16 protein-coding genes are annotated in these 17,515 nt (G+C 70.8%); 11 read left to right on the top strand and 5 right to left on the bottom strand.

Going from position 1 to position 17,515, the window contains the following annotated elements:
* Complete coding sequence (locus ACFY6U_RS01505; RefSeq protein WP_390034515.1) at nucleotides 1–1,404, bottom strand: NAD(P)/FAD-dependent oxidoreductase; 1,404 nt, start codon at nucleotides 1,402–1,404, stop codon at nucleotides 1–3.
* On the bottom strand, nucleotides 1,401–1,619 hold the full coding sequence (locus tag ACFY6U_RS01510; protein WP_390034516.1) for a ferredoxin: 219 nt from the start codon (nucleotides 1,617–1,619) through the stop codon (nucleotides 1,401–1,403). Before ACFY6U_RS01510 ends, ACFY6U_RS01505 begins: the two co-directional genes overlap by 4 nt.
* A gap of 754 nt (nucleotides 1,620–2,373) precedes the next feature.
* Between ACFY6U_RS01510 and ACFY6U_RS01515 the strand changes: the two genes are divergently transcribed.
* The 3 genes from ACFY6U_RS01515 to ACFY6U_RS01525 all read left to right on the top strand — a co-directional run bounded on the left by ACFY6U_RS01515 (nucleotide 2,374) and on the right by ACFY6U_RS01525 (nucleotide 3,825).
* Nucleotides 2,374–2,784, top strand: a complete 411-nt coding sequence (locus tag ACFY6U_RS01515; RefSeq protein WP_390034517.1) for a hypothetical protein — start codon at nucleotides 2,374–2,376, stop codon at nucleotides 2,782–2,784.
* A gap of 250 nt (nucleotides 2,785–3,034) precedes the next feature.
* Entirely contained in the window at nucleotides 3,035–3,457 is a 423-nt protein-coding gene (locus tag ACFY6U_RS01520) for an SsgA family sporulation/cell division regulator (protein WP_390034518.1), read from the top strand.
* Nucleotides 3,458–3,495: 38 nt separating this feature from the next.
* Nucleotides 3,496–3,825 carry an NIPSNAP family protein gene (locus ACFY6U_RS01525; RefSeq protein ID WP_390034519.1) on the top strand — a complete coding sequence of 110 codons (330 nt, stop codon included), beginning with the start codon at nucleotides 3,496–3,498 and terminating at the stop codon, nucleotides 3,823–3,825.
* A 170-nt stretch (nucleotides 3,826–3,995) separates the two neighbouring features.
* Here ACFY6U_RS01525 and ACFY6U_RS01530 read toward each other — a convergent pair whose 3' ends face one another.
* Entirely contained in the window at nucleotides 3,996–4,202 is a 207-nt protein-coding gene (locus tag ACFY6U_RS01530) for a hypothetical protein (protein WP_390034520.1), read from the bottom strand.
* 336 nt (nucleotides 4,203–4,538) lie between these two features.
* Entirely contained in the window at nucleotides 4,539–5,174 is a 636-nt protein-coding gene (locus ACFY6U_RS01535) for a TetR/AcrR family transcriptional regulator (protein ID WP_390034521.1), read from the bottom strand.
* 252 nt (nucleotides 5,175–5,426) lie between these two features.
* Between ACFY6U_RS01535 and ACFY6U_RS01540 the strand changes: the two genes are divergently transcribed.
* The 3 genes from ACFY6U_RS01540 (at nucleotide 5,427) to ACFY6U_RS01550 (ending at nucleotide 10,638) form a co-directional block, all read left to right on the top strand.
* Entirely contained in the window at nucleotides 5,427–8,648 is a 3,222-nt protein-coding gene (locus tag ACFY6U_RS01540) for a bifunctional cytochrome P450/NADPH--P450 reductase (protein ID WP_390034522.1), read from the top strand.
* Between the two features lie 161 nt (nucleotides 8,649–8,809).
* Nucleotides 8,810–9,856: a zinc-binding dehydrogenase gene (locus ACFY6U_RS01545; protein WP_390034523.1), complete on the top strand. Its 1,047-nt coding sequence runs from the start codon at nucleotides 8,810–8,812 to the stop codon at nucleotides 9,854–9,856.
* 116 nt (nucleotides 9,857–9,972) lie between these two features.
* Nucleotides 9,973–10,638, top strand: a complete 666-nt coding sequence (locus tag ACFY6U_RS01550; RefSeq protein ID WP_390034524.1) for a TetR/AcrR family transcriptional regulator — start codon at nucleotides 9,973–9,975, stop codon at nucleotides 10,636–10,638.
* On the opposite strand, the gene ACFY6U_RS01555 is transcribed toward ACFY6U_RS01550, so the two are convergent.
* Nucleotides 10,607–11,242 carry a TetR/AcrR family transcriptional regulator gene (locus ACFY6U_RS01555; protein ID WP_390034525.1) on the bottom strand — a complete coding sequence of 212 codons (636 nt, stop codon included), beginning with the start codon at nucleotides 11,240–11,242 and terminating at the stop codon, nucleotides 10,607–10,609. The two genes, ACFY6U_RS01550 and ACFY6U_RS01555, sit on opposite strands and share 32 nt — an antisense overlap.
* A 138-nt stretch (nucleotides 11,243–11,380) precedes the next feature.
* Here ACFY6U_RS01555 and ACFY6U_RS01560 point away from each other — a divergent pair, with 138 nt between their 5' ends.
* The 5 genes from ACFY6U_RS01560 to ACFY6U_RS01580 are packed head-to-tail and all read left to right on the top strand — an operon-like array spanning nucleotide 11,381 to nucleotide 17,460.
* Nucleotides 11,381–12,526 (top strand): VOC family protein, encoded by a 1,146-nt coding sequence (locus ACFY6U_RS01560; protein WP_390034526.1) that lies wholly within the window; start codon nucleotides 11,381–11,383, stop codon nucleotides 12,524–12,526.
* Nucleotides 12,523–13,461, top strand: a complete 939-nt coding sequence (locus ACFY6U_RS01565) for a fumarylacetoacetate hydrolase family protein (protein ID WP_390034527.1) — start codon at nucleotides 12,523–12,525, stop codon at nucleotides 13,459–13,461. Before ACFY6U_RS01560 ends, ACFY6U_RS01565 begins: the two co-directional genes overlap by 4 nt.
* Entirely contained in the window at nucleotides 13,458–15,080 is a 1,623-nt protein-coding gene (locus ACFY6U_RS01570; RefSeq protein ID WP_390034528.1) for a bifunctional 3-(3-hydroxy-phenyl)propionate/3-hydroxycinnamic acid hydroxylase, read from the top strand. The genes ACFY6U_RS01565 and ACFY6U_RS01570 overlap by 4 nt, the downstream gene beginning before the upstream one ends.
* Entirely contained in the window at nucleotides 15,077–17,110 is a 2,034-nt protein-coding gene (locus ACFY6U_RS01575) for an acetoacetate--CoA ligase (protein WP_390034529.1), read from the top strand. Before ACFY6U_RS01570 ends, ACFY6U_RS01575 begins: the two co-directional genes overlap by 4 nt.
* Entirely contained in the window at nucleotides 17,107–17,460 is a 354-nt protein-coding gene (locus ACFY6U_RS01580) for a DoxX family protein (RefSeq protein WP_390034530.1), read from the top strand. Before ACFY6U_RS01575 ends, ACFY6U_RS01580 begins: the two co-directional genes overlap by 4 nt.
* The last annotated feature ends 55 nt before the right edge of the window (nucleotides 17,461–17,515 follow it).

Here is a 17,515-nt window from a genome sequence, read left to right on the forward strand (position 1 = left end):
TCAGTGGTGCCGCGGCCGGAACTCGGCCGTGCGCTCGCTCGGGGCATGGCCGGTCAGGACGACGTCGGGTATCGCCGTCGGGACCCTCGGGTCCGGGAACTCCGCCGGCATCGGCTTGCTGTCGGGCGGCTGGTCCCAGCCGGGCGGCGGAGGCGGGAACGGGCCGGACCGCTCGATCAGCTTCCCGTAGTACTCCAGCCACTTGCCGTGATCGAAGGTCACGGCCGCGACGATGCGGCCCCGGTGACCGTAGGCCGCGGCGAAGCGGCGGTCGGCGACGGATCCCTGCGTGATGACGATCTCGTCACCGAAAGGCGGCACACCGACGGACTTGATGTTGACGCCGAACTGGCCGGACCAGAAGCCGGGCAGCAGCAGATGCGGGTGGTAGTGGGGCTCCAGGTTGACCATGTTGTGGGCCGCGACCTCGGCGCCCAGCACCGCGTTGTCCCAGTGCTCCATCGCCAGGAACTGGTACTCGTACAGCACATGCGGCGCGCGTGCCACGTCCCCGGCCACGTAGACGCTGTCGGTGACCACGCCGTTGATGTCGAAGGCACGGCCACCCGCGTCGCACCCGACGCCCCAGAAACCGGCCGCCAGCCCCGAACCCTCCAGCCATTCCACGTTGCGGATCGACCCGAGCGAGGCCACCACCACGTCGGCGTCGACGGCGGCGCCGTCCGACAGCCGCGCACGCCGCACATGCCCTGCGGCGTCGCCCTCCAGCGACGACACGCCCAGCCCGCAGCGCAGGTCCACGCCGTGATCGCGCTGCATCTGCGCGGCGATCTCCCCGATCACCCCGCCGAGCGCACCGACCAGCGGCGCCGCACCCCGCTCGACGACGGTCACCGGGATGCCCAGCTCGCGGCAGACGGAGGCCACTTCCGACCCGATGAACCCGGCGCCGATGACCAGGACCCGCGACGGCGACTCGGCCAGCGCCTTCTGCAGCCGGGCGGCATCATCACGGGAGCGAATCGTGCAGACGCCCTCCAGCGCGGCCTCGTCCGGGTCCGGCCACTGTCGCGCGCGGGTGCCCGTGGCGATCAACAACCGGTCGTACGGCACCTGCTCGCCGTCGGCCAGGCGCACCTGCTTGGTGACCCGGTCCAGCCCGACGGCGGCCACCCCGAGCCGCCAGTCGGCATCCACTTCCCGCATGCGGGGCAGCTTGGTGTGGTCGGCCGGCACCCAGCCTTTGAGCACCTGCTTGGACAGCGGGGGACGGTCGTAGGGCTCGTACGGCTCGTCCCCGATGATGGTCAGAGAACCGGTGAAGCCCTCCTCGCGCAGGGTCTCCGCGGCCCGCAGCCCGGCCAGGGAAGCACCCACGATGACGATCCGGCCGCTGGCCCGGAACTCGCGCACCAGTTCCGCGACCGTTGCCCGCAGCGTCATGACGTCTCGCCACCCTCTGCGCCGTCCACGCGGTCGATCACGATCGCCTGCACCGGGCACGCCGCAGCCGCCCGTTCGACCTGCAGGCGCCGCTCGTCGTCGGGGTTCGGCTCATAGGTCAGCGCCTCCTGACCGGTCAGCCTGAAGACCTCGTGCGCCAGATACACGCACTGCGCGTATCCCTGGCAGCGATTCAGGTCCACGACGATCCGCATGGGCAGACTCCTTCCGTTCTGCCTCCCGCCCCACGGCGACCATCGACCCGGTCATGAAGCCTCGGTCATGAAGCTGGGGGGTGGTTTCTCAAGCCTCCGTCAGGCGACCGGGCTGGATGTCCCACCCGTCGCCCCGGGCAGGCCGTTCGGTCCTGCTCGCTGCGCCGCAGACTTCCGGTGGCGCTTGCTCGGCCGTGCGCGGCACAGCTGGCAGAGGGCGTTACGGCGACGACGTCGGCATCCGGGTGTGCCCCGGTCGATACGGCCCTAAAAGAATGGTCGTCCCGCCTTCCGACGATCGCAAACCCGCCACTGCGGCAATCGAGCTGCCTCAGGGCAGATGCAGTGCGAGCAGCGGACGGAGCACAGAAGGCCTTCTGTCAGCTGCTGACGAAGAAGCCGGTCGCGACCGTCGCCCGGTGCAGGGCAATGCACGCATCGGCAGCCCCTGGTTGCTGCGGTCGTGCACGTGAGGGTCGCCCGCACCCGCAATCGCCCGAGCGGGCTCGGCACGGCAGTGGTGCCGTCGGCGGTCACCGCGCCCTGCTCCTGTCGCACGTGGTGCCGTTCGGCCAACCCGCTGGTCACCCTGGGTTGCCTTCACCACATCGACATTTCCATACAACGTATGGTACCAATGAGGCAGATGCTTCCATACAACGTATGGAACTGCTCGTTCGGATCATCTCAGGCGCCGCACGTCGCCTGACGACACAGCCGTCGTGGCGTCTCACGCCAGCGGGAAGGAAAGATCATGAAGAAGCTCACGAAGCGCATGGCCCTCACTGTGTCCTCCGTCGCGGTGGCCGGTGTCGCCGTTCTCGGTGCCGGTGGCACCGCTTCGGCCGCACCCCTCGCCTCCACGCACACCCAGCGCCCGACCGCAGGAGGCGTGGCCGCTGATGACAGCTGGGACCGCGGTGTCGGCTACCTGCTGGAGCAGGGCTACTCCTGCGACGAGGTTCACGGCTGGTACCAGGACCACAACACCGACTCGCCCCGGCACGACTGCGACGGTCTCTTCTACCGTCATGGGCACTTCTACCGCTGGGACGGCGAGGGACACGGCTGGAAGTCCGACAGGTCGTACCGCCACGACGGGAACCGCCTCGAGCAGGACGGCCGGGGCAGGGATCACCACGACCTGAGCCGCGACAACCGGTGAGACGGGTAACGATCCAAGCCGCGGGGCCGGTGCCGTTCCCCCCGGTCGATTCCCGCCAGCGGCAGGGACGAACGCGGCGATCGAGGTCCGGCGTCCCCGACCGCCGGCCGAGGGCCACTCGTCGTGCGATGCGCCGGTACCGTCCGGCGCCCACGGCCCGTTGTACCGCCCCCGCCCCGCCGCCCCTTTGCCGCAGGGCGGGTGTGGCGGGTGTGAAGCACCGCCGAGCCATGCCCAGGAGCGGAAATCGATGAAGAAGTCCTTGAAGACCGTAGAGCGGCAAATGGCTGTGCAACTGGTCGTCTCGCGCGACCGCTCGGTGCCCCTGAGCGTACGCCTGCGGTATGAGCCCACTGATCCCTACGTCGTCCACGCCGTCTTCTTCGTCGACTGTGTCGAGCCGGTCGAATGGGTTCTCGGGCGGGATCTTCTGGCTGACGGCCTGGAGGGTTCCGCAGGCTACGCGGACGTCCGGATCTGGTCGGCCGCGGGGCGGGGTGACCAGTCGATGTACATGGCCCTCGGGTCCTCCGCGGGCACCGCCCTGCTCGAGATCCCCGTGCCGGACCTCACGTCCTTCCTCAAGAACACGGAGGCCCTGGTGCCACGAGGTACCGAGTCCGGACACATCGATTGGGACGTCGAACTGGCGCACCTCCTCTCGCCAGGCTGACCGCCGACCATCCAAGCTCCGACGAAAGGGAACCTCCCATGTCCCAGTACCAACTCCGTGTCTACACCCTGCGCAGCCTCGATGCCCTCTCCGCCTACGAGAAGATCTGGGCCAGACACATTCCCGGTATGGCCAAGCACCGGATCACCACACACGGCGTCTGGACGGTGCCCGTGGCGCCCGAAAGCGAGGCCCCCAAGCTGTACGCCCTCGTTTCCTACAGGGACGCCGACGACGTGCGGGAGCGGCTGGAGACGTACCTGTCGAGTAGGGAATTCCGCGCGGACATGGCGGGCTTCGGCATCAGCCAGATCGTCGGCCTCGACGAGACCCTGCTGACGCCGACCGTGGACTCACCCTTGCGCTGACGGTCGGCCTGCGACGAGTGACGCGGCCAGAAGGGTTGGCATCCGGCGGCGCAGGCCACCTCTGCGGCTTGGCGCGGCTCGGCGGAGGCGCCCGCCAGGCGGCCGCGGGCATGCACGACGTCGGTGCGGTCGGCCCATCGGCCGAGCGGCGGCCGCCAGGGATTTGGTCACTACAGCCAGAGCGCTCTCGGCGCGGTGAAGGCTGGACGCACGGCGATCACGATGGCGATGAGAAGGGGCACCCGCTCAGCCGCAGCGCACCGCCGCTCCCGCGCATAGGTGATGAAGACCACCAGAGCCGACCGCACGGCCAGCGCGATGAGCTGCGCCACGTGGTTGGCCGTGGTCAACCCGCCGTGGAAGACCGAGATGATCACCAGGGCCGCCTACGCCGGAGCCCCGACCAGCGCGGTCAGCGGCGGACCGGCGAAGGAGGCGGTCAGAGTCGGCGCGACGACGGCAACGGGCCCATGCGTGCTCCGCGCGCGAACTCCTGTCGCGGTCGGTACGGCTCGCGCACCGGCTCGAGGCGGTGCCGCTCTCCGCACACCGCCCGAAGCGAGCGAGCCTGCCGGCCACCAGGTCCGACCAGCCCATCCCGCCGGCTCTCCCGCACCGAAGCGGCCTTCTCCGCGGATCGGCACCTCCCGCGCGCAGCGACCTGGGCTCGCCGGCCACGGACGAGCCAACGCCGTAGCGCTTCAGGGCCGGACTCAACGTCGGCCGACGCCCTGGCCGTCCCGGCCGGCGGTGAGCCGGCCCTCCAGGCCCGTGATGAGTGTGTCGATCACCAGCCGGAACATGTGGTCCTGATCAGGACCTGACTGGTGTGCGTCCGTGACCTCGTCCGCGTCGGCAGCGGCACCGGGGGGCTTGAGGCTCGCCCACTGCTGCAGCGAGCCGTTGAGTTCGGCGCCGAGGACGCCGATGACGACGGCGACCATGAGAGCGGCGGTCTTCGGAACCTCCGGCTGCGACACCCCGGCAGCGGCCACGATGGCGGTGAGCGCGGTCCAGAACGGGTCGTCGGGCTGGATGAAGTCCGGCTGGTGGCTGAACGAGTAGGCCATCAGCTCGGGATGACGGTGCGCCAGGGTCCGGAAGTCCGTGGCGAGCAGGCGGATGCGCTCCTGCCAGGGGGCGTTTTCGAGTGTCACGGTGCGGAACTGGGCTCCGACCATTCTCGTCACGCCGCGCAGCACGGCTTCCTTGTTCGGCACGTGGTGGTACAGCGACATCGGGTTCGCGTCGAGCTCTGTGGCGAGTTTGCGCATGGTGAGCGCCTCGACGCCGTCCGCGTCGATGAGCCGCAGGGCGGCGACATAGATCCCGGCCTCGGTCAGAGGCACGTCTCTCTTCCTCGTTCCCCTCGGGGGACGCCTCACCTTCTTTTCCATACCCCGTACGGTATCAGTTTCGTACGCCGTACGGAAATGAGCTGAATCACAGCACCGACCTGCACGTCATGGGGTTGCGTCCGTTTTCCATACGCCGTACGGTACTAGTTCCATACGGCGTATGTTTCCGTACGGCGCCACAGCATCGACCTGCGCAGCGCCCTTGCCCACCCCCTCCACCCCCTCCGTGCAGAGGAGCAAGTCATGACTACGCACCCCGCTACCGACCTTCGCCCCATCCGGTCCCCGCGCGGGATCCCCCTGCTCGGCCACACGCCGCAGATCCCCGACACCAACCCGGTGGAGTACTTCAACGAGCTGTCCAAGCAGTTCCCCGAGGGCATCTACGGCATGGATATCGCCGGCATCGAGCAGGTCTTCGTCTACGACCCGGACCTGGTGGCCGAGGTCTGCGACGAGACGCGGTTCTTCAAGCAGATCGAGAAGACGCCGCTGAGCCATGTCCGGGACTACACGGGGGCGGGCCTGTTCACGGCCCACCAGCACGAAGAGGAATGGGCCATGGCCCACCGGATCCTGCTGCCGGCCTTCAGCCAGCGGGCCATGAAGACCTACTTCGGTCAGATGCTGGAGATCGCCCAGAACCTGGTCGGCAAGTGGGAGAGCCGGGAGGGCCAGCCGGTCGCCGTCACCGACGACTACACCCGGCTCACCCTGGACACCATCGCCCTGTCCGGGTTCGGCTACCGCTTCCAGTCCTTCGACAAGGAGGAGCTGCACCCCTTCCTCAACTCACTGCTGGAGGCGCTGATCGAGTCTCTGCGGCGCTCCCAGGAGCTGCCGATGATGACCAAGCTCCGCAAGGCGGACGACAGGAAGTACCGCGCGAACATCCAGCTGATGCGCGACCTGGTCGAGAACGTGATCAGGGAGCGGCGCGAGGGGAAGGGCACCGGCGAGGAGGACCTGCTCGGCCTGATGCTGGAGGCAACCGACCCGGAGACCGGCAAGCTGCTGGCGGACGACAACGTCCGCGACCAGGTGGTGACCTTCCTGATCGCCGGTCACGAGACCACCAGTGGCCTGCTGTCGTTCGCCACGTACTCGCTGATGCGCAACCCGCACGTCCTGGCGCAGGCGTACGCCGAGGTCGACCGCCTGCTGCCCGGTGACACGGTCCCGGACTACGACACGATCATGCAGCTCGACGTCATCCCGCGGATCCTGGAGGAGACCCTGCGCCTGTGGGCGCCCATCCCCCTGATCGCCAAGGCGCCCATCGACGACACCGTCATCGGCGACCGGTACGAGCTGAAGAAGGGAACCAGGGCCAACATCCTCATGGGCGCGCTGCACTCCCACCCCAAGGCGTGGGACCGGCCGGAGGAGTTCGACATCGACCGGTGGCTGCCGCAGAACCGCGTGGAACAGCACCCGCACGCCTACAAACCGTTCGGCAACGGTGTGCGTGCCTGCATCGGCCGCCAGTTCGCGCTCACCGAGGCCCGCCTGGCGCTTGCGCTGGTACTGCAGAAGTTCAGGTTCTCCGACACCACCGACTACCAGATGGACGTCCGCGAGGCGCTGACGCGCAAGCCCGGCGACTTCCAGCTGGTCGTCCGCAAGCGGCAGGACCACCAGCGGACCGTCTTCGGCGCCGCCGACCTGCAGACCGACGACACGCAGGCGCAGACAGCGGTCAGCGGCGTCGGTGTGAACCTGACCGTCGCCTACGGCTCCAGCCTCGGCTCCTGCGAGGACCTGGCGCGCACCATCGCCGACCGCGGCGAGCGCTCCGGGTTCGGCACCACTCTCATCAGCCTGGACGAGCTGGGCGACAGCCTGCCCACCGAGGGGCTGCTCGTCGTCGCCGCCGCCAGCTACAACGGCAAGGCGCCCGACAACGCCCAGCGCTTCGACGACCTGCTCGCCGCCGGCCTGCCCGAGGGCTCGCTGTCGAACGTGCGGTTCGCGCTGCTGGGTGCGGGCAACACCCAGTGGGTGGCCACCTACCAGGCATTCCCCAAGCGGATCGAGGAAGGCCTGCTGGCCGCCGGCGCCACTTCGGTCGTCGAGCGCGGCATCGCGGACGCCGCCGGTGACTTCGACGGCATGGCCACGCGGTGGATGGACAACCTGTGGGCCACCCTGGCCGAGGAGTACGCCGCCGACACCTCCCAGGCGAGCGGCCCGCGTTACCAGGTCCAGCTGCTCACCGAGTCCGACGTGCGCCCCGCCATCGTCTCCGAGCAGGCGTACCCGCTCACCGTGGTCACCAACGAGGAACTCGTGGCCGACGCGACCGGCCTGTGGGACTTCCAGATCGAGCCACCGCGCCCGTCCGCGAAGTCCATCACCGTCGAGCTGCCCGAGGGTGTCACCTACGACACCGGCAACCACCTGGCCGTCTTCGCCAAGAACGAGCCCGCCCTGGTGAACCGCGCGCTGAGGCGGCTCGGCGTCGGCCATGGCCAGGTGCTCCGGCTGGAGCAGCCCGGCGGCGGTCGGACGCACCTGCCGGTCGGCACCCCGGTCACCGCCGGCATCCTGCTCACCGAGTTCCTGGAGCTGCAGGACGTGGCCACCCGCTCCCAGATCAAGACGCTGGCCGAGTACACCCAGTGCCCGTGGACACGGCCGCAGCTCCAGGCGTACGCGGCCGACACCGAGGAGGCCGAGGAGCACTACCAGAAGGAGATCCTCGGCAAGCGGGTCTCGATGCTGGGCCTGCTGGAGCGCTTCCCCGCGGTCGAGCTGCCGCTCGCGGTGTTCCTGGAGATGATGGGGCCGATCCGACCCCGCTTCTACTCCATCTCCTCCGCCCCGGCGGCCAACCCGCGCCATGTGCGCCTGACCGTCGGCCTGCTGGAGGGCCCGGCCCTGTCCGGCGAAGGCCAGTACCGCGGCACCTGCTCCTCCTACATCGCCGGTCTTGAGCCCGGTGACGTCGTGTACGGCTACGTACGCGTGCCCTCCCCGACGTTCGCCCCGCCCGCCGACCCCGCCACGCCCCTGATCCTCATCGGTCCCGGCACCGGGATCGCGCCGCTGCGCGGCTTCCTGGAGGAGCGGGCCCGGCAGCACGAGAACGGCACCGAGGTCGGCCTGTCGCAGGTCTTCGTCGGCTGCCGCCACCCGGAGCACGACTACTTCTACCAGCAGGAGATGCAGGGCTGGGAGCAGGCCGGGATCGCGCAGGTGCACACCGCCTTCTCCGCGGTGACCGGCCACCCGGCCCGGTTCGTGCAGAACGCCATAGCCAATGCCGCCGACACGGTGTGGCAGGCCGTCGAGGACGGCGCGTACATCTACGTCTGCGGTGACGGCCGCCGTATGGCACCCGCCGTCCGCGAGGCACTCGCCGCGATCCACCGCCAGAAGACCGGTAGCGACGACGAGGCCGCCCAGCAGTGGCTCGCCCAGCTGGAGGCGGACGAGCGCTACCAGCAGGACGTCTTCGCCTGACCGTCGCACGCCGTGACGGCGTGTGCCCCCAGCCGCCGGGAGGCGTGCGGCACCCCCCGCTGCCGGCCGTACGCCTCCCGGCCACCACAAGCCAGCCAGACACCCCATGGCACCCATCGGCCCGAACCGCCGGGCGGTGCGCACACAGAAAGCAGATCCTCATGGACACCATGCTCGCCGGACGCTTCCACCTGGACAGCAAGAAGTTCGCCGTGGAAGAGGTCCCCGTCCCCGTGCCCGGCCCGGGCGAGGTCCTCATCGAGGTCAAGGCCGCCGGTGTCTGCCTCTCCGACGTCCACCTTCTCGACGGCTCCCTCGTCCCCCTCTTCGCCACCTCCGACACGGTCACCGTCGGCCACGAGGTCTCCGGTGTGGTCCACACCCTCGGCCCCGACCTCAAGCGCGGCCTGGCTCCCGGTACCCGCGTCACCCTGGAGGCCGGCAAGACCTGCGGCCGGTGCGCCGGCTGCGTGCGCCGCCGTCCCTGCACCCGGATGCTCACCGCCGGCATCGACTACGACGGCGGCTGGGCCGAGTACGTGATCGCCCGCGAGGACACCCTCATTCCCATCCCCGACAGCCTCCCCTTCGACCAGGCCGCGATCATCCCCGACGCGGTCTCCACCCCCTACGCCGCCGTCGTCGCCACTGCGGGAGTCCGTGCCGCCCAGTCCGTCGGCGTCTGGGGCGTGGGCGGAGTCGGTGCGCATAACGTGCGCCTGGCCCGCCTGGTCGGTGCCGCCCCGATCATCGCCGTCGACCCGCTGCCCAGCGCTCGCGAGCGTGCCCTGGCCTTCGGCGCGGACCTCGCGCTCGATCCGGCAGCCCCCGACTTCGCCGACCAGGTACGCGCAGCCACCGGTGGGCGGGGCCTGGACTTCGCCTTCGACTGCGCCGGCGTACCCGCCGTCCGCGAGCAGGCCGCCTCCGCACTCGGCCTGGGCGGCTCCCTGATCCTGGTGGGCATCACCCCCAGGCCGCTCACCATCACCGAGGGCCTGACCTTCAACTACCTGCAGAAGCAGGTGCGCGGTCACTACGGCGGCTTCCCGGAGTCCGTCTCCGAGCTCGTGCGGCTGACCGCCGCCGGCCGCCTCGACCTGGCCCCCTCCATCACGGACCACATCCCCCTCATCGACGCGGCCGACGCGGTCAGCCGTCTGGAGAACAAGATCGGCGACCCGATCCGCCTCATCCTGGTCCCCTGACGCCCGTCAGCGGGACATCGAAGCCACCTCGGGCAGGGGTGAGTGGGCGCCGGTGTTTGAGGGAGCACCGGCGCCCACGGTTTTCCGGCAGCCAGAGCCCCCGGAGGGACGCAGCCATGCAGACGACCGACGCCCTGGGCCGCACTCCGCGGCGCAGCGATGCTCGCTCGAACCGCAGACGCATTCTCGCGATCGCCCGGCAGAGACTGCGGGACGACCCCGACGCGAGTCTCCACAGCGTCGCTCAGGCTGCGGGCGTCGCCCGGCGCACCGTCTACGGACACTTCTCCAGCCGGGAGGCGCTGATCGCCGAGCTGACGCAGGAAGCGGACCAAGCGCTCCGGCAGGCGTTCGCCACAGCCCGCACGCCGGGTGCCGATCCGCTCGAGGCGATGACGCGGATGGTCCTGTCGGGATGGGCGGTGCGCGACCAGTACCGCATGCTGATCTCCCTGGGGCGACGCCACCTCGGCGATGAGGCGATCCGCGCCACCCTGGCATCGGTCCGCGACGAGGCCGTCGCGACCCTACGACGCGGTCAGCGCCAAGGCGTGTTCGCGGACCATGTCCCCGCGCCCGTCCTCGCTCAGGCGCTGGAAGCACTGCTGCTGGCCCTCGCCGAGGAGAACGTCGCGAGCGCGTGGGCGGACCCCACGGTCGAGGCCGCGGCCACCGCGTTCCTCGTCGCCGCCGGCGTGGCACCGCAGGCGGCAGCGCTGCAGGTGCGGGACGTCGTGAGTGAGGCAGCTGTCAGTCGAGGCCGGGCAGCGGGCGCCGGGTGACCTCATGGGCGTCGTCCGGGGGGACGCCGAGCATGCGCAGGACCATCCCGGCCAGGTCGGAGGCGGCCTCGTCGCCGTCGAGGTCCGGGCGGTCCAGCCTGAGAGCCACGAGGGACAGCAGGGTGCCGCCCAGGGCGGACAGAGCGGTGGTCGCGTTGTCGCAGGTGAAGCGGCCCGACGCGATGCCGATCTCCAGGTCGCGCAGGGCGCGCGGCGAGAGACCGCTGTCCGAGTGGATGTGGGACAGGCCTCGGTCACGCAGGATCCGCAGGAGTTCCGGGTGGGAGTCCGCCATCCGGGCAGTGAGCCGGAAACCGGCCGCGACCAGCGCGGCCGGGTCGTCGATGCCTTCCACGCGCGCGTCGATGACCTGCCCGAACTCCTCCAGGGCGTCCGTCACCGCGGCGTCGAACAGCTCCGTTTTCGACTCGAAGTGGTTGTAGAAGGATCCGAAACCGACATCGGCGCGCTCGGCGATGGCCTGGATGCTGGCGCTGGTGTCCCCGGTCTCCGCGAGGATCTGCCGGGCCGCGCGGACGAGCGCCTGACGGGTCTCGGCGCGGCGCCGCTCGAAGCGGTTCTGGGGTGGGGCTGACGTCGGCATACAGCCCAGTGTAACCGCCACGACGATCAGTCTGCCATTACTGATGAGATCCTCAATTATTTGGGCTGGACCTATTGACGACGAGAAACAGCAGAGTTGATGATTTCCTCATTACGGCAATGTTGCTTGGAGGACACCATGTCCCACATCCCGGTTGACAAGGGCGGTCCTCTGACGCCCCACCAAGACCTCCACAGTGAGCAGGGCGCCCTGCGCGGAGAGCACCCCGGACGAGCCGGGAATCCCGTGATCAAAGTGGCGGACCTGGCCTGGCTGGAGTTCGAGAAGCCCGACCTGGACCGGGCCGAGGTGTTCGCCCGCGACTTCGGCTTCGCGATCGCCGCCCGCACCCAGCACGAGCTGTGGCTGCGGGGCACGTTCGAGGGCTCCCCCTGCATGGTCATCCGTCGTGGGAGTGCCTCCCGCTTCCTCGGGCCGGCGTTCCGAGCGGCCGAGCGGGCCGATGTGGACCGGCTGGCCGCGGCCGTCGGGCACACCGTCCGGGACATCGACGTACCGGGCGGCGGACGGTCGGTCACCCTGTTCGATCCTTCGGGCCTGCCGGTCCGGGTCGTGCACTGCGCCGAACCGCTGCCCGCGCTGCCCGAGCAGCCGCCGCTGACCCTCAACACCGGCACCGAACCCCGTCGCACGAACGCCACCCAGCGGCCGCCCCGGGAGCCGTCCCGCATCCAGCGCCTCGGCCATGTGGTGCTGGAGACACGGACGTTCGCCCGCACCCTGGACTGGTACCTGGACACCCTCGGGATGATCGTCTCCGACTTCCTGTTCCTGGACGGGCAGCGCCGGCGCGGGCCGACCATGGCGTTCATCCGCTGCGACCAGGGCAGCCTGGCCGTCGATCACCACACCCTCGCCCTGCACCTGGGGCCCGGAACCGGATACGTCCACTCGGCCTATCAGGTCACCGACCTCGACGCGATCGCCGTCGGCGGCGAGTACCTCGCCGAGCGCGGCTACCAGCGCAGCTGGGGAATCGGCCGGCACATCCAGGGCAGCCAGCTCTTCGACTACTGGCGCGACCCCGACCGCTTCATGCTGGAGCACTTCGCCGACGGCGATCTGTTCTCCTGCGACCTCGAACCCGGCTGGGCACCCATGTCGGCGAGCGGCCTGGCCCAGTGGGGTCCGCCCGTCACCCGCGACTTCCTGGGCACCAACCCCTCCCCCGCCAAGCTCCGCGAGGTCGTGACGGCCCTGCGCGACGACAACGAACTCGACCCCGCACGCCTGCTGGGCCTGATGAAAGCGATGAGCTCATGAGCACCAACGTTCTGCGCACCTCCGAGGGCTGGTGGGCCGTCCGGGACGAGCGCGCCGTCCGCATCGAGACCAAGGCCGTCACCACCGCCGAACTGCTCTCCGACCGGGCCGCCGTGCGGGAGGCCGCCGCCTCCGGCGAGAGCGGCACACCCGTCGCCGACCTGGTGGCACTTCCCCCGGTCACCACCCCCTGCCGGGTGGTCGCCCAGATGGTCAACTACCGCAGCCACGCCAAGGATTCCGGGTTCACCGGCGACATCCCGCCCACCTTCTTCCGCAAGGCATCCGGCTCGGTCAGCGGTCCGCACGAGGCGATCGTCCGCCCGGCGCACGTGAGGTTCCTCGACTACGAGGTGGAACTCGGCCTCGTCATGGGTGCGCCGCTGCCGGTGGGCACCGTCGTGGACGAGCGTGACCTGCCTTCGTATGTCGCCGGGCTCGTCCTCACCAACGACGTCAGCGCCCGCGACGTCCAGCTGACCAAGACGCAGTTCTACGAGAGCAAGTCCTACCCCACCTTCACCCCGACCGGGCCGTACCTGGCCCTGCTGGAGCCCGAGGACTTCGCCCGTCTGATCGACCTGCGGCTACGGCTGTCGGTCAACGGCGTACCGCGCCAGGACCGCACTCTCGCCGACATGATCGTGCGGCCCGCGCAGGCGCTCACCCTGCTGGCCCGCTTCCAGACCCTCGACCCGGGCGACCTGCTGCTCACCGGCACCCCCGGCGGCACCGCCCTGAAGGCCCCGCCCAAGCCGGTCGAGAAGATCGCCGCCCTGCTGCCGCCCGCGCTGAAGTGGAAGGCGTTCTTCAACGGCCAGGCCAAGAACCCCCGGTATCTGCGCAACGGTGACCTCGTCACGGCCACGATCTCCACCCCCGACGGGCACATCGACCTGGGCGAGCAGCGCAACGCCGTGGCGGACGCGACGTGAGCGCCACAGCCCGGAGACCCGTGGTGATCATCGGTGCGGGGCCGGTCGGAGTCACGGCCGCGCTCCTGCTCGCCCGGCACGGGGTGCGCAGCCTCCTCCTGGAACGCCACCGGGACGTCTACCCCCTGCCGCGCGCGGTCGTCGTGGACGACGAGGTGCGCCGGATCCTGCAGAGTGCCGGCGTCCACGAAGACTTCGCCGCCCTCGCCCGACCGGCGCGCGGGCTGCGGCTGCTGGACTCCCGGCACCGCGTGATCGCCGAATTCGCGCGGTCGCCGCACGGTCACCACGGCTTCCCCCAGACGAGCATGTTCGACCAGCCGGACCTGGAGCGCCTGCTGCGCGCCGCTCTCGCGCGCCGCCCGGAGTGCGAGCTGCGGGGCGGGGTGGAGGTCGTGTCCGTCAGCCAGGGCACCGAGGGGACGGCTCCGGTCCGGGTCACCTTCCGCCGCGACGGCAGCGACGAGGACGAGCACGTCTGGGCCGATGCCGTCCTCGGCTGCGACGGCGCGGGCAGTCTGACCCGTGACGCCGTCGGCGCCGTGTGGGAGGACCTGCACTTCGAGGAGAGCTGGCGGGTCATCGACGTGCGCACCAGCCGCCCGGTCCGCACCTGGGAAGGCGTCGACCAGATCTGCTGCCCCACCCAGCCCGCCACCTTCATGCGCCTCGGCGAGGATCGCTACCGCTGGGAGTTCCGGCTTGCCGACGACGAGGCCCTGGACGGCCCGGAAGGGCTGGAGCGCCTGCGCGAGCTGGTCGCCCCCTGGATGGACGTGCCCTCCGGTGTCTCGCGGGGCGACGACTTCGAGGTGATCCGGCAGGCGCAGTACACGTTCCGGGCCCGCCTCGCCGACCGGTGGCGCCGGGGACGCGTCTTCCTGCTCGGCGACGCCGCCCACCTCACCCCGCCCTTCATCGGGCAGGGGCTGTGCGCGGGCCTGCGCGACGCCCGCAACCTGACCTGGAAACTCGCCCGCGTTCTCCGGCAGGGCGCGGACGACAGGCTGCTGGACACCTACGAACGCGAGCGCAAACCGCACGCCCGCCACCTGATCCGGGTCGCGGTCGCCGTCGGCTGGGCCATGACCGGTGGACAGGACCAAGCCGCGGCGCTCCGCCGGACCGCCGTGGCCACGGCCTGCCGCGTTCCCGGCGTGACCTCGGCGGTGAGCCGTGACCTCAGCCCCGCGCTGACCGCCGGCCCGCTCGTCCGGCGCCGCCCCGGGCTCATCGGGCGCGGGCTGCCCGGCACCTTCTGTCCGCAGCCCTGGGTGATCGCCGACGGCAGGCGAGTCCGCCTGGACGACATCCTCGGAGACTCCTTCGCGGTCGTGACCGCTCTGCCGCCCACCCCGCGGATGACGGCCGTGGCCGCAGCGCTGGACGCACCCACGCTCCACGTCGGCGACCTGGGCGACGACGGCGCGCTGGCCGCCTGGCTGGCGCGCGGTCGGGCCGACGCCGTCCTGCTGCGCCCCGACCGTGTCGTGATGGACACCGTCCCTGCCGGCACCGGCCACTTCCCCGGCGCCACCGCCTGGGCCGCCCTGCTGTACTCGGCCCGCCGTACCGCGGATGCCCGGGCCGTTCCGCTGCCGAGGAGCACCGCACCATGACCAGCCCGCACGCCACGCCTTGTCCGGAACCGTTCCTGCCATCCGACCCGAAGACGGCCGCCCGCAGCCGGATCGCGGACTTCGCCCGCTGGGCCGCCCGGCACCAGGGCGCCGAAGGTATCCAGGACCCCACCGACTACCAGGCCCTGCACCGCTGGTCCGTCACCGACCTGGAAGGTTTCTGGGCCGCGGTATGGGCGTACTTCGCCGTCGACGCGACCACTCCCTACGAGCGGGTGCTGGCCGAGGAGACCATGCCCGGCGCCCGCTGGTTCCCCGGCGCGGCCCTCAACTACGCCCACCATGCCCTGCGCAACCTGCACCCGGACGCTCCCGCGATCACCGCGCTGGACGAGACCGGAGCAGGCTACGAGATCACGGGCCGGGAACTGCGCGCCCGGGTCGCCTCCATGACAGCCACCCTGCGCGACCTGGGCGTGGCACAGGGCGACCGGGTGGTCGGCTACCTGCCCAACACCCCCCACGCCGTCATCGCCTTCCTCGCCACCGCCAGCCTGGGCGCGGTGTGGTCGGTGTGCGGCCAGGACTACGCGCCCAGGGCCGCCGCCGACCGATTCGCCCAGCTCCAGCCGACGGTGCTCATCACGGCTGACGGCTACCTCTTCAACGGCGCCGCCCACGACCGCCGTGCCGCCTCGCTCGAACTGGCCGACGCCCTGTCCACGCTGAAGGCCACGGTGCTCGTGGACCACCTGGGCCTGACCTGGCCCGAGAGCCGACGCACCGGCCTGACGGTCCCCTGGGACGACGCCGCCACCCGCACCGAAGACCTCACCATCACCCCGGTGCCCTTCGACCACCCTCTGTGGGTCGTCTTCTCCTCCGGCACCACCGGCCTGCCCAAGGGCATCGTCCACGGGCACGGCGGCGTCCTGCTGGAGCACCTCAAGATCCTCGGCCTGCACTGCGACCTGGGCGTCGGTGACCGCCTGCTGTGGTACACCACCACCCACTGGATGATGTGGAACCTGGTCGTCTCCACCCTGCTGACCGGCGCCACCACCTGCACCTACGACGGCAGCCCGGCACCGGTGGCGCGCCCCGACGTCCTGTGGGAGCTGGCAGCCCGCCACAAGATCACCGTCTTCGGTACCAGCCCCCAGTACCTGCTGGCCATGGCCAAGCTGGGCATCGAACCCTCCGTGCACGACCTGTCCGCGGTACGCGCCGTCGGCTGCACCGGCTCCGCCCTGCCTGCCTCCGCCTACCCCTGGGTCCGCGACCACGTGGGCACCGACGTCCAGCTGGCCTCCACCAGCGGCGGCACCGACATCGTCTCCGCCTTCGCCGGCAGCGCCCCCACGACCCCCGTCTGGGCCGGCGAGCTGTCCGCCCCCAACCTCGGCGTGGCGCTGGCTGCTTACGACAGCGCGGGACGGCCGGTCGTCGGCCAGGTCGGCGAACTGGTCGTCACCCGCCCGATGCCCTCCATGCCGCTGTACTTCTGGAACGACCCCGACGGCAGCCGCTACCGCGACGCCTACTTCGGCGCCTACCCGGGCGTATGGCGGCACGGCGACTGGATCACCCTCACCTCCCACGGCTCGGTGATCGTCCACGGCCGCTCCGACGCCACCCTCAACCGCAACGGCGTACGCCTGGGCAGTGCCGACATCCACGACATCGTCGAACGCCTCCCCGAGATCACCGAGGCCCTCGTCATCGGCGCGGAGGAACCCGACGGCGGCTACTGGATGCCGCTGTTCGTCGTCCCTGCGCCTGGTGTCACGCTGGACGACGCCCTGCGCGAGACGATCCGCGGCGCCATCCGCACCGGCGCCTCCCCCCGCCACGTCCCCGACGAGATCCTCGCCGTGCCGGCCATCCCGCACACCAGGACCGGCAAGAAACTCGAAGTCCCGGTCAAACGCCTCCTCCAGGGCGCCCCCGCCGAGCAGGTCCTCAATCCCTCGGCGGTCGACGACCCGGACCTCGTCGCCTACTTCGCCGGCCTGGGAGCCGAACGCCGCCAGGCACGTCGCCCGCACACCGTCGAGGACGTCTCGTGAGCCTCTCCGCCGCACTGGCCGGTCTCATCGTGCTGGTCTTCGCCCTGCTGGGCGTGGCCAAGATCATGGCGCTCGGTCCGATGCCCCGGCTGGCCGCCCACGCCGGCTTCACCGTCACGGCCTACCGGGTGATCGGTGTGCTGGAGCTGGCAGGCGCCATCGGCGTGGCCCTCGGCCCGGTCCTGCCGTTGTCCGGAGGGCCGGCCGGCGTCGGGCTGCTGATGCTTCTCGCCGGTGCTGTGACCACCCACGTGCGCAAGGGAGACAGGCTGCCGAAACTCGTCCCCGCGGTGGTGTGCGCCGCACTGGTCGCCTGGTACCTCGTGCTCCTTGCCGGTGTCGACTCATGACGTGGGCCGAGCGGTGCAGCGGCCCCCTGTGACACGCGGGACCGTCCTGCCCATC

Source organism: Streptomyces sp. NPDC013157, assembly GCF_042899865.1.
Lineage (GTDB): Bacteria > Actinomycetota > Actinomycetes > Streptomycetales > Streptomycetaceae > Streptomyces.

Bases quoted from the DNA above. Each gene is read 5' to 3' on its own strand.
- ACFY6U_RS01505 (WP_390034515.1), bottom strand. From the start codon at position 1,404: ATGACGCTGCGGGCAACGGTCGCGGAACTGGTGCGCGAGTTCCGGGCC.
- ACFY6U_RS01510 (WP_390034516.1), bottom strand. From the start codon at position 1,619: ATGCGGATCGTCGTGGACCTGAATCGCTGCCAGGGATACGCGCAGTGC.
- ACFY6U_RS01515 (WP_390034517.1), top strand. From the start codon at position 2,374: ATGAAGAAGCTCACGAAGCGCATGGCCCTCACTGTGTCCTCCGTCGCG.
- ACFY6U_RS01520 (WP_390034518.1), top strand. From the start codon at position 3,035: ATGAAGAAGTCCTTGAAGACCGTAGAGCGGCAAATGGCTGTGCAACTG.
- ACFY6U_RS01525 (WP_390034519.1), top strand. From the start codon at position 3,496: ATGTCCCAGTACCAACTCCGTGTCTACACCCTGCGCAGCCTCGATGCC.
- ACFY6U_RS01540 (WP_390034522.1), top strand. From the start codon at position 5,427: ATGACTACGCACCCCGCTACCGACCTTCGCCCCATCCGGTCCCCGCGC.
- ACFY6U_RS01545 (WP_390034523.1), top strand. From the start codon at position 8,810: ATGGACACCATGCTCGCCGGACGCTTCCACCTGGACAGCAAGAAGTTC.
- ACFY6U_RS01550 (WP_390034524.1), top strand. From the start codon at position 9,973: ATGCAGACGACCGACGCCCTGGGCCGCACTCCGCGGCGCAGCGATGCT.
- ACFY6U_RS01555 (WP_390034525.1), bottom strand. From the start codon at position 11,242: ATGCCGACGTCAGCCCCACCCCAGAACCGCTTCGAGCGGCGCCGCGCC.
- ACFY6U_RS01560 (WP_390034526.1), top strand. From the start codon at position 11,381: ATGTCCCACATCCCGGTTGACAAGGGCGGTCCTCTGACGCCCCACCAA.
- ACFY6U_RS01565 (WP_390034527.1), top strand. From the start codon at position 12,523: ATGAGCACCAACGTTCTGCGCACCTCCGAGGGCTGGTGGGCCGTCCGG.
- ACFY6U_RS01575 (WP_390034529.1), top strand. From the start codon at position 15,077: ATGACCAGCCCGCACGCCACGCCTTGTCCGGAACCGTTCCTGCCATCC.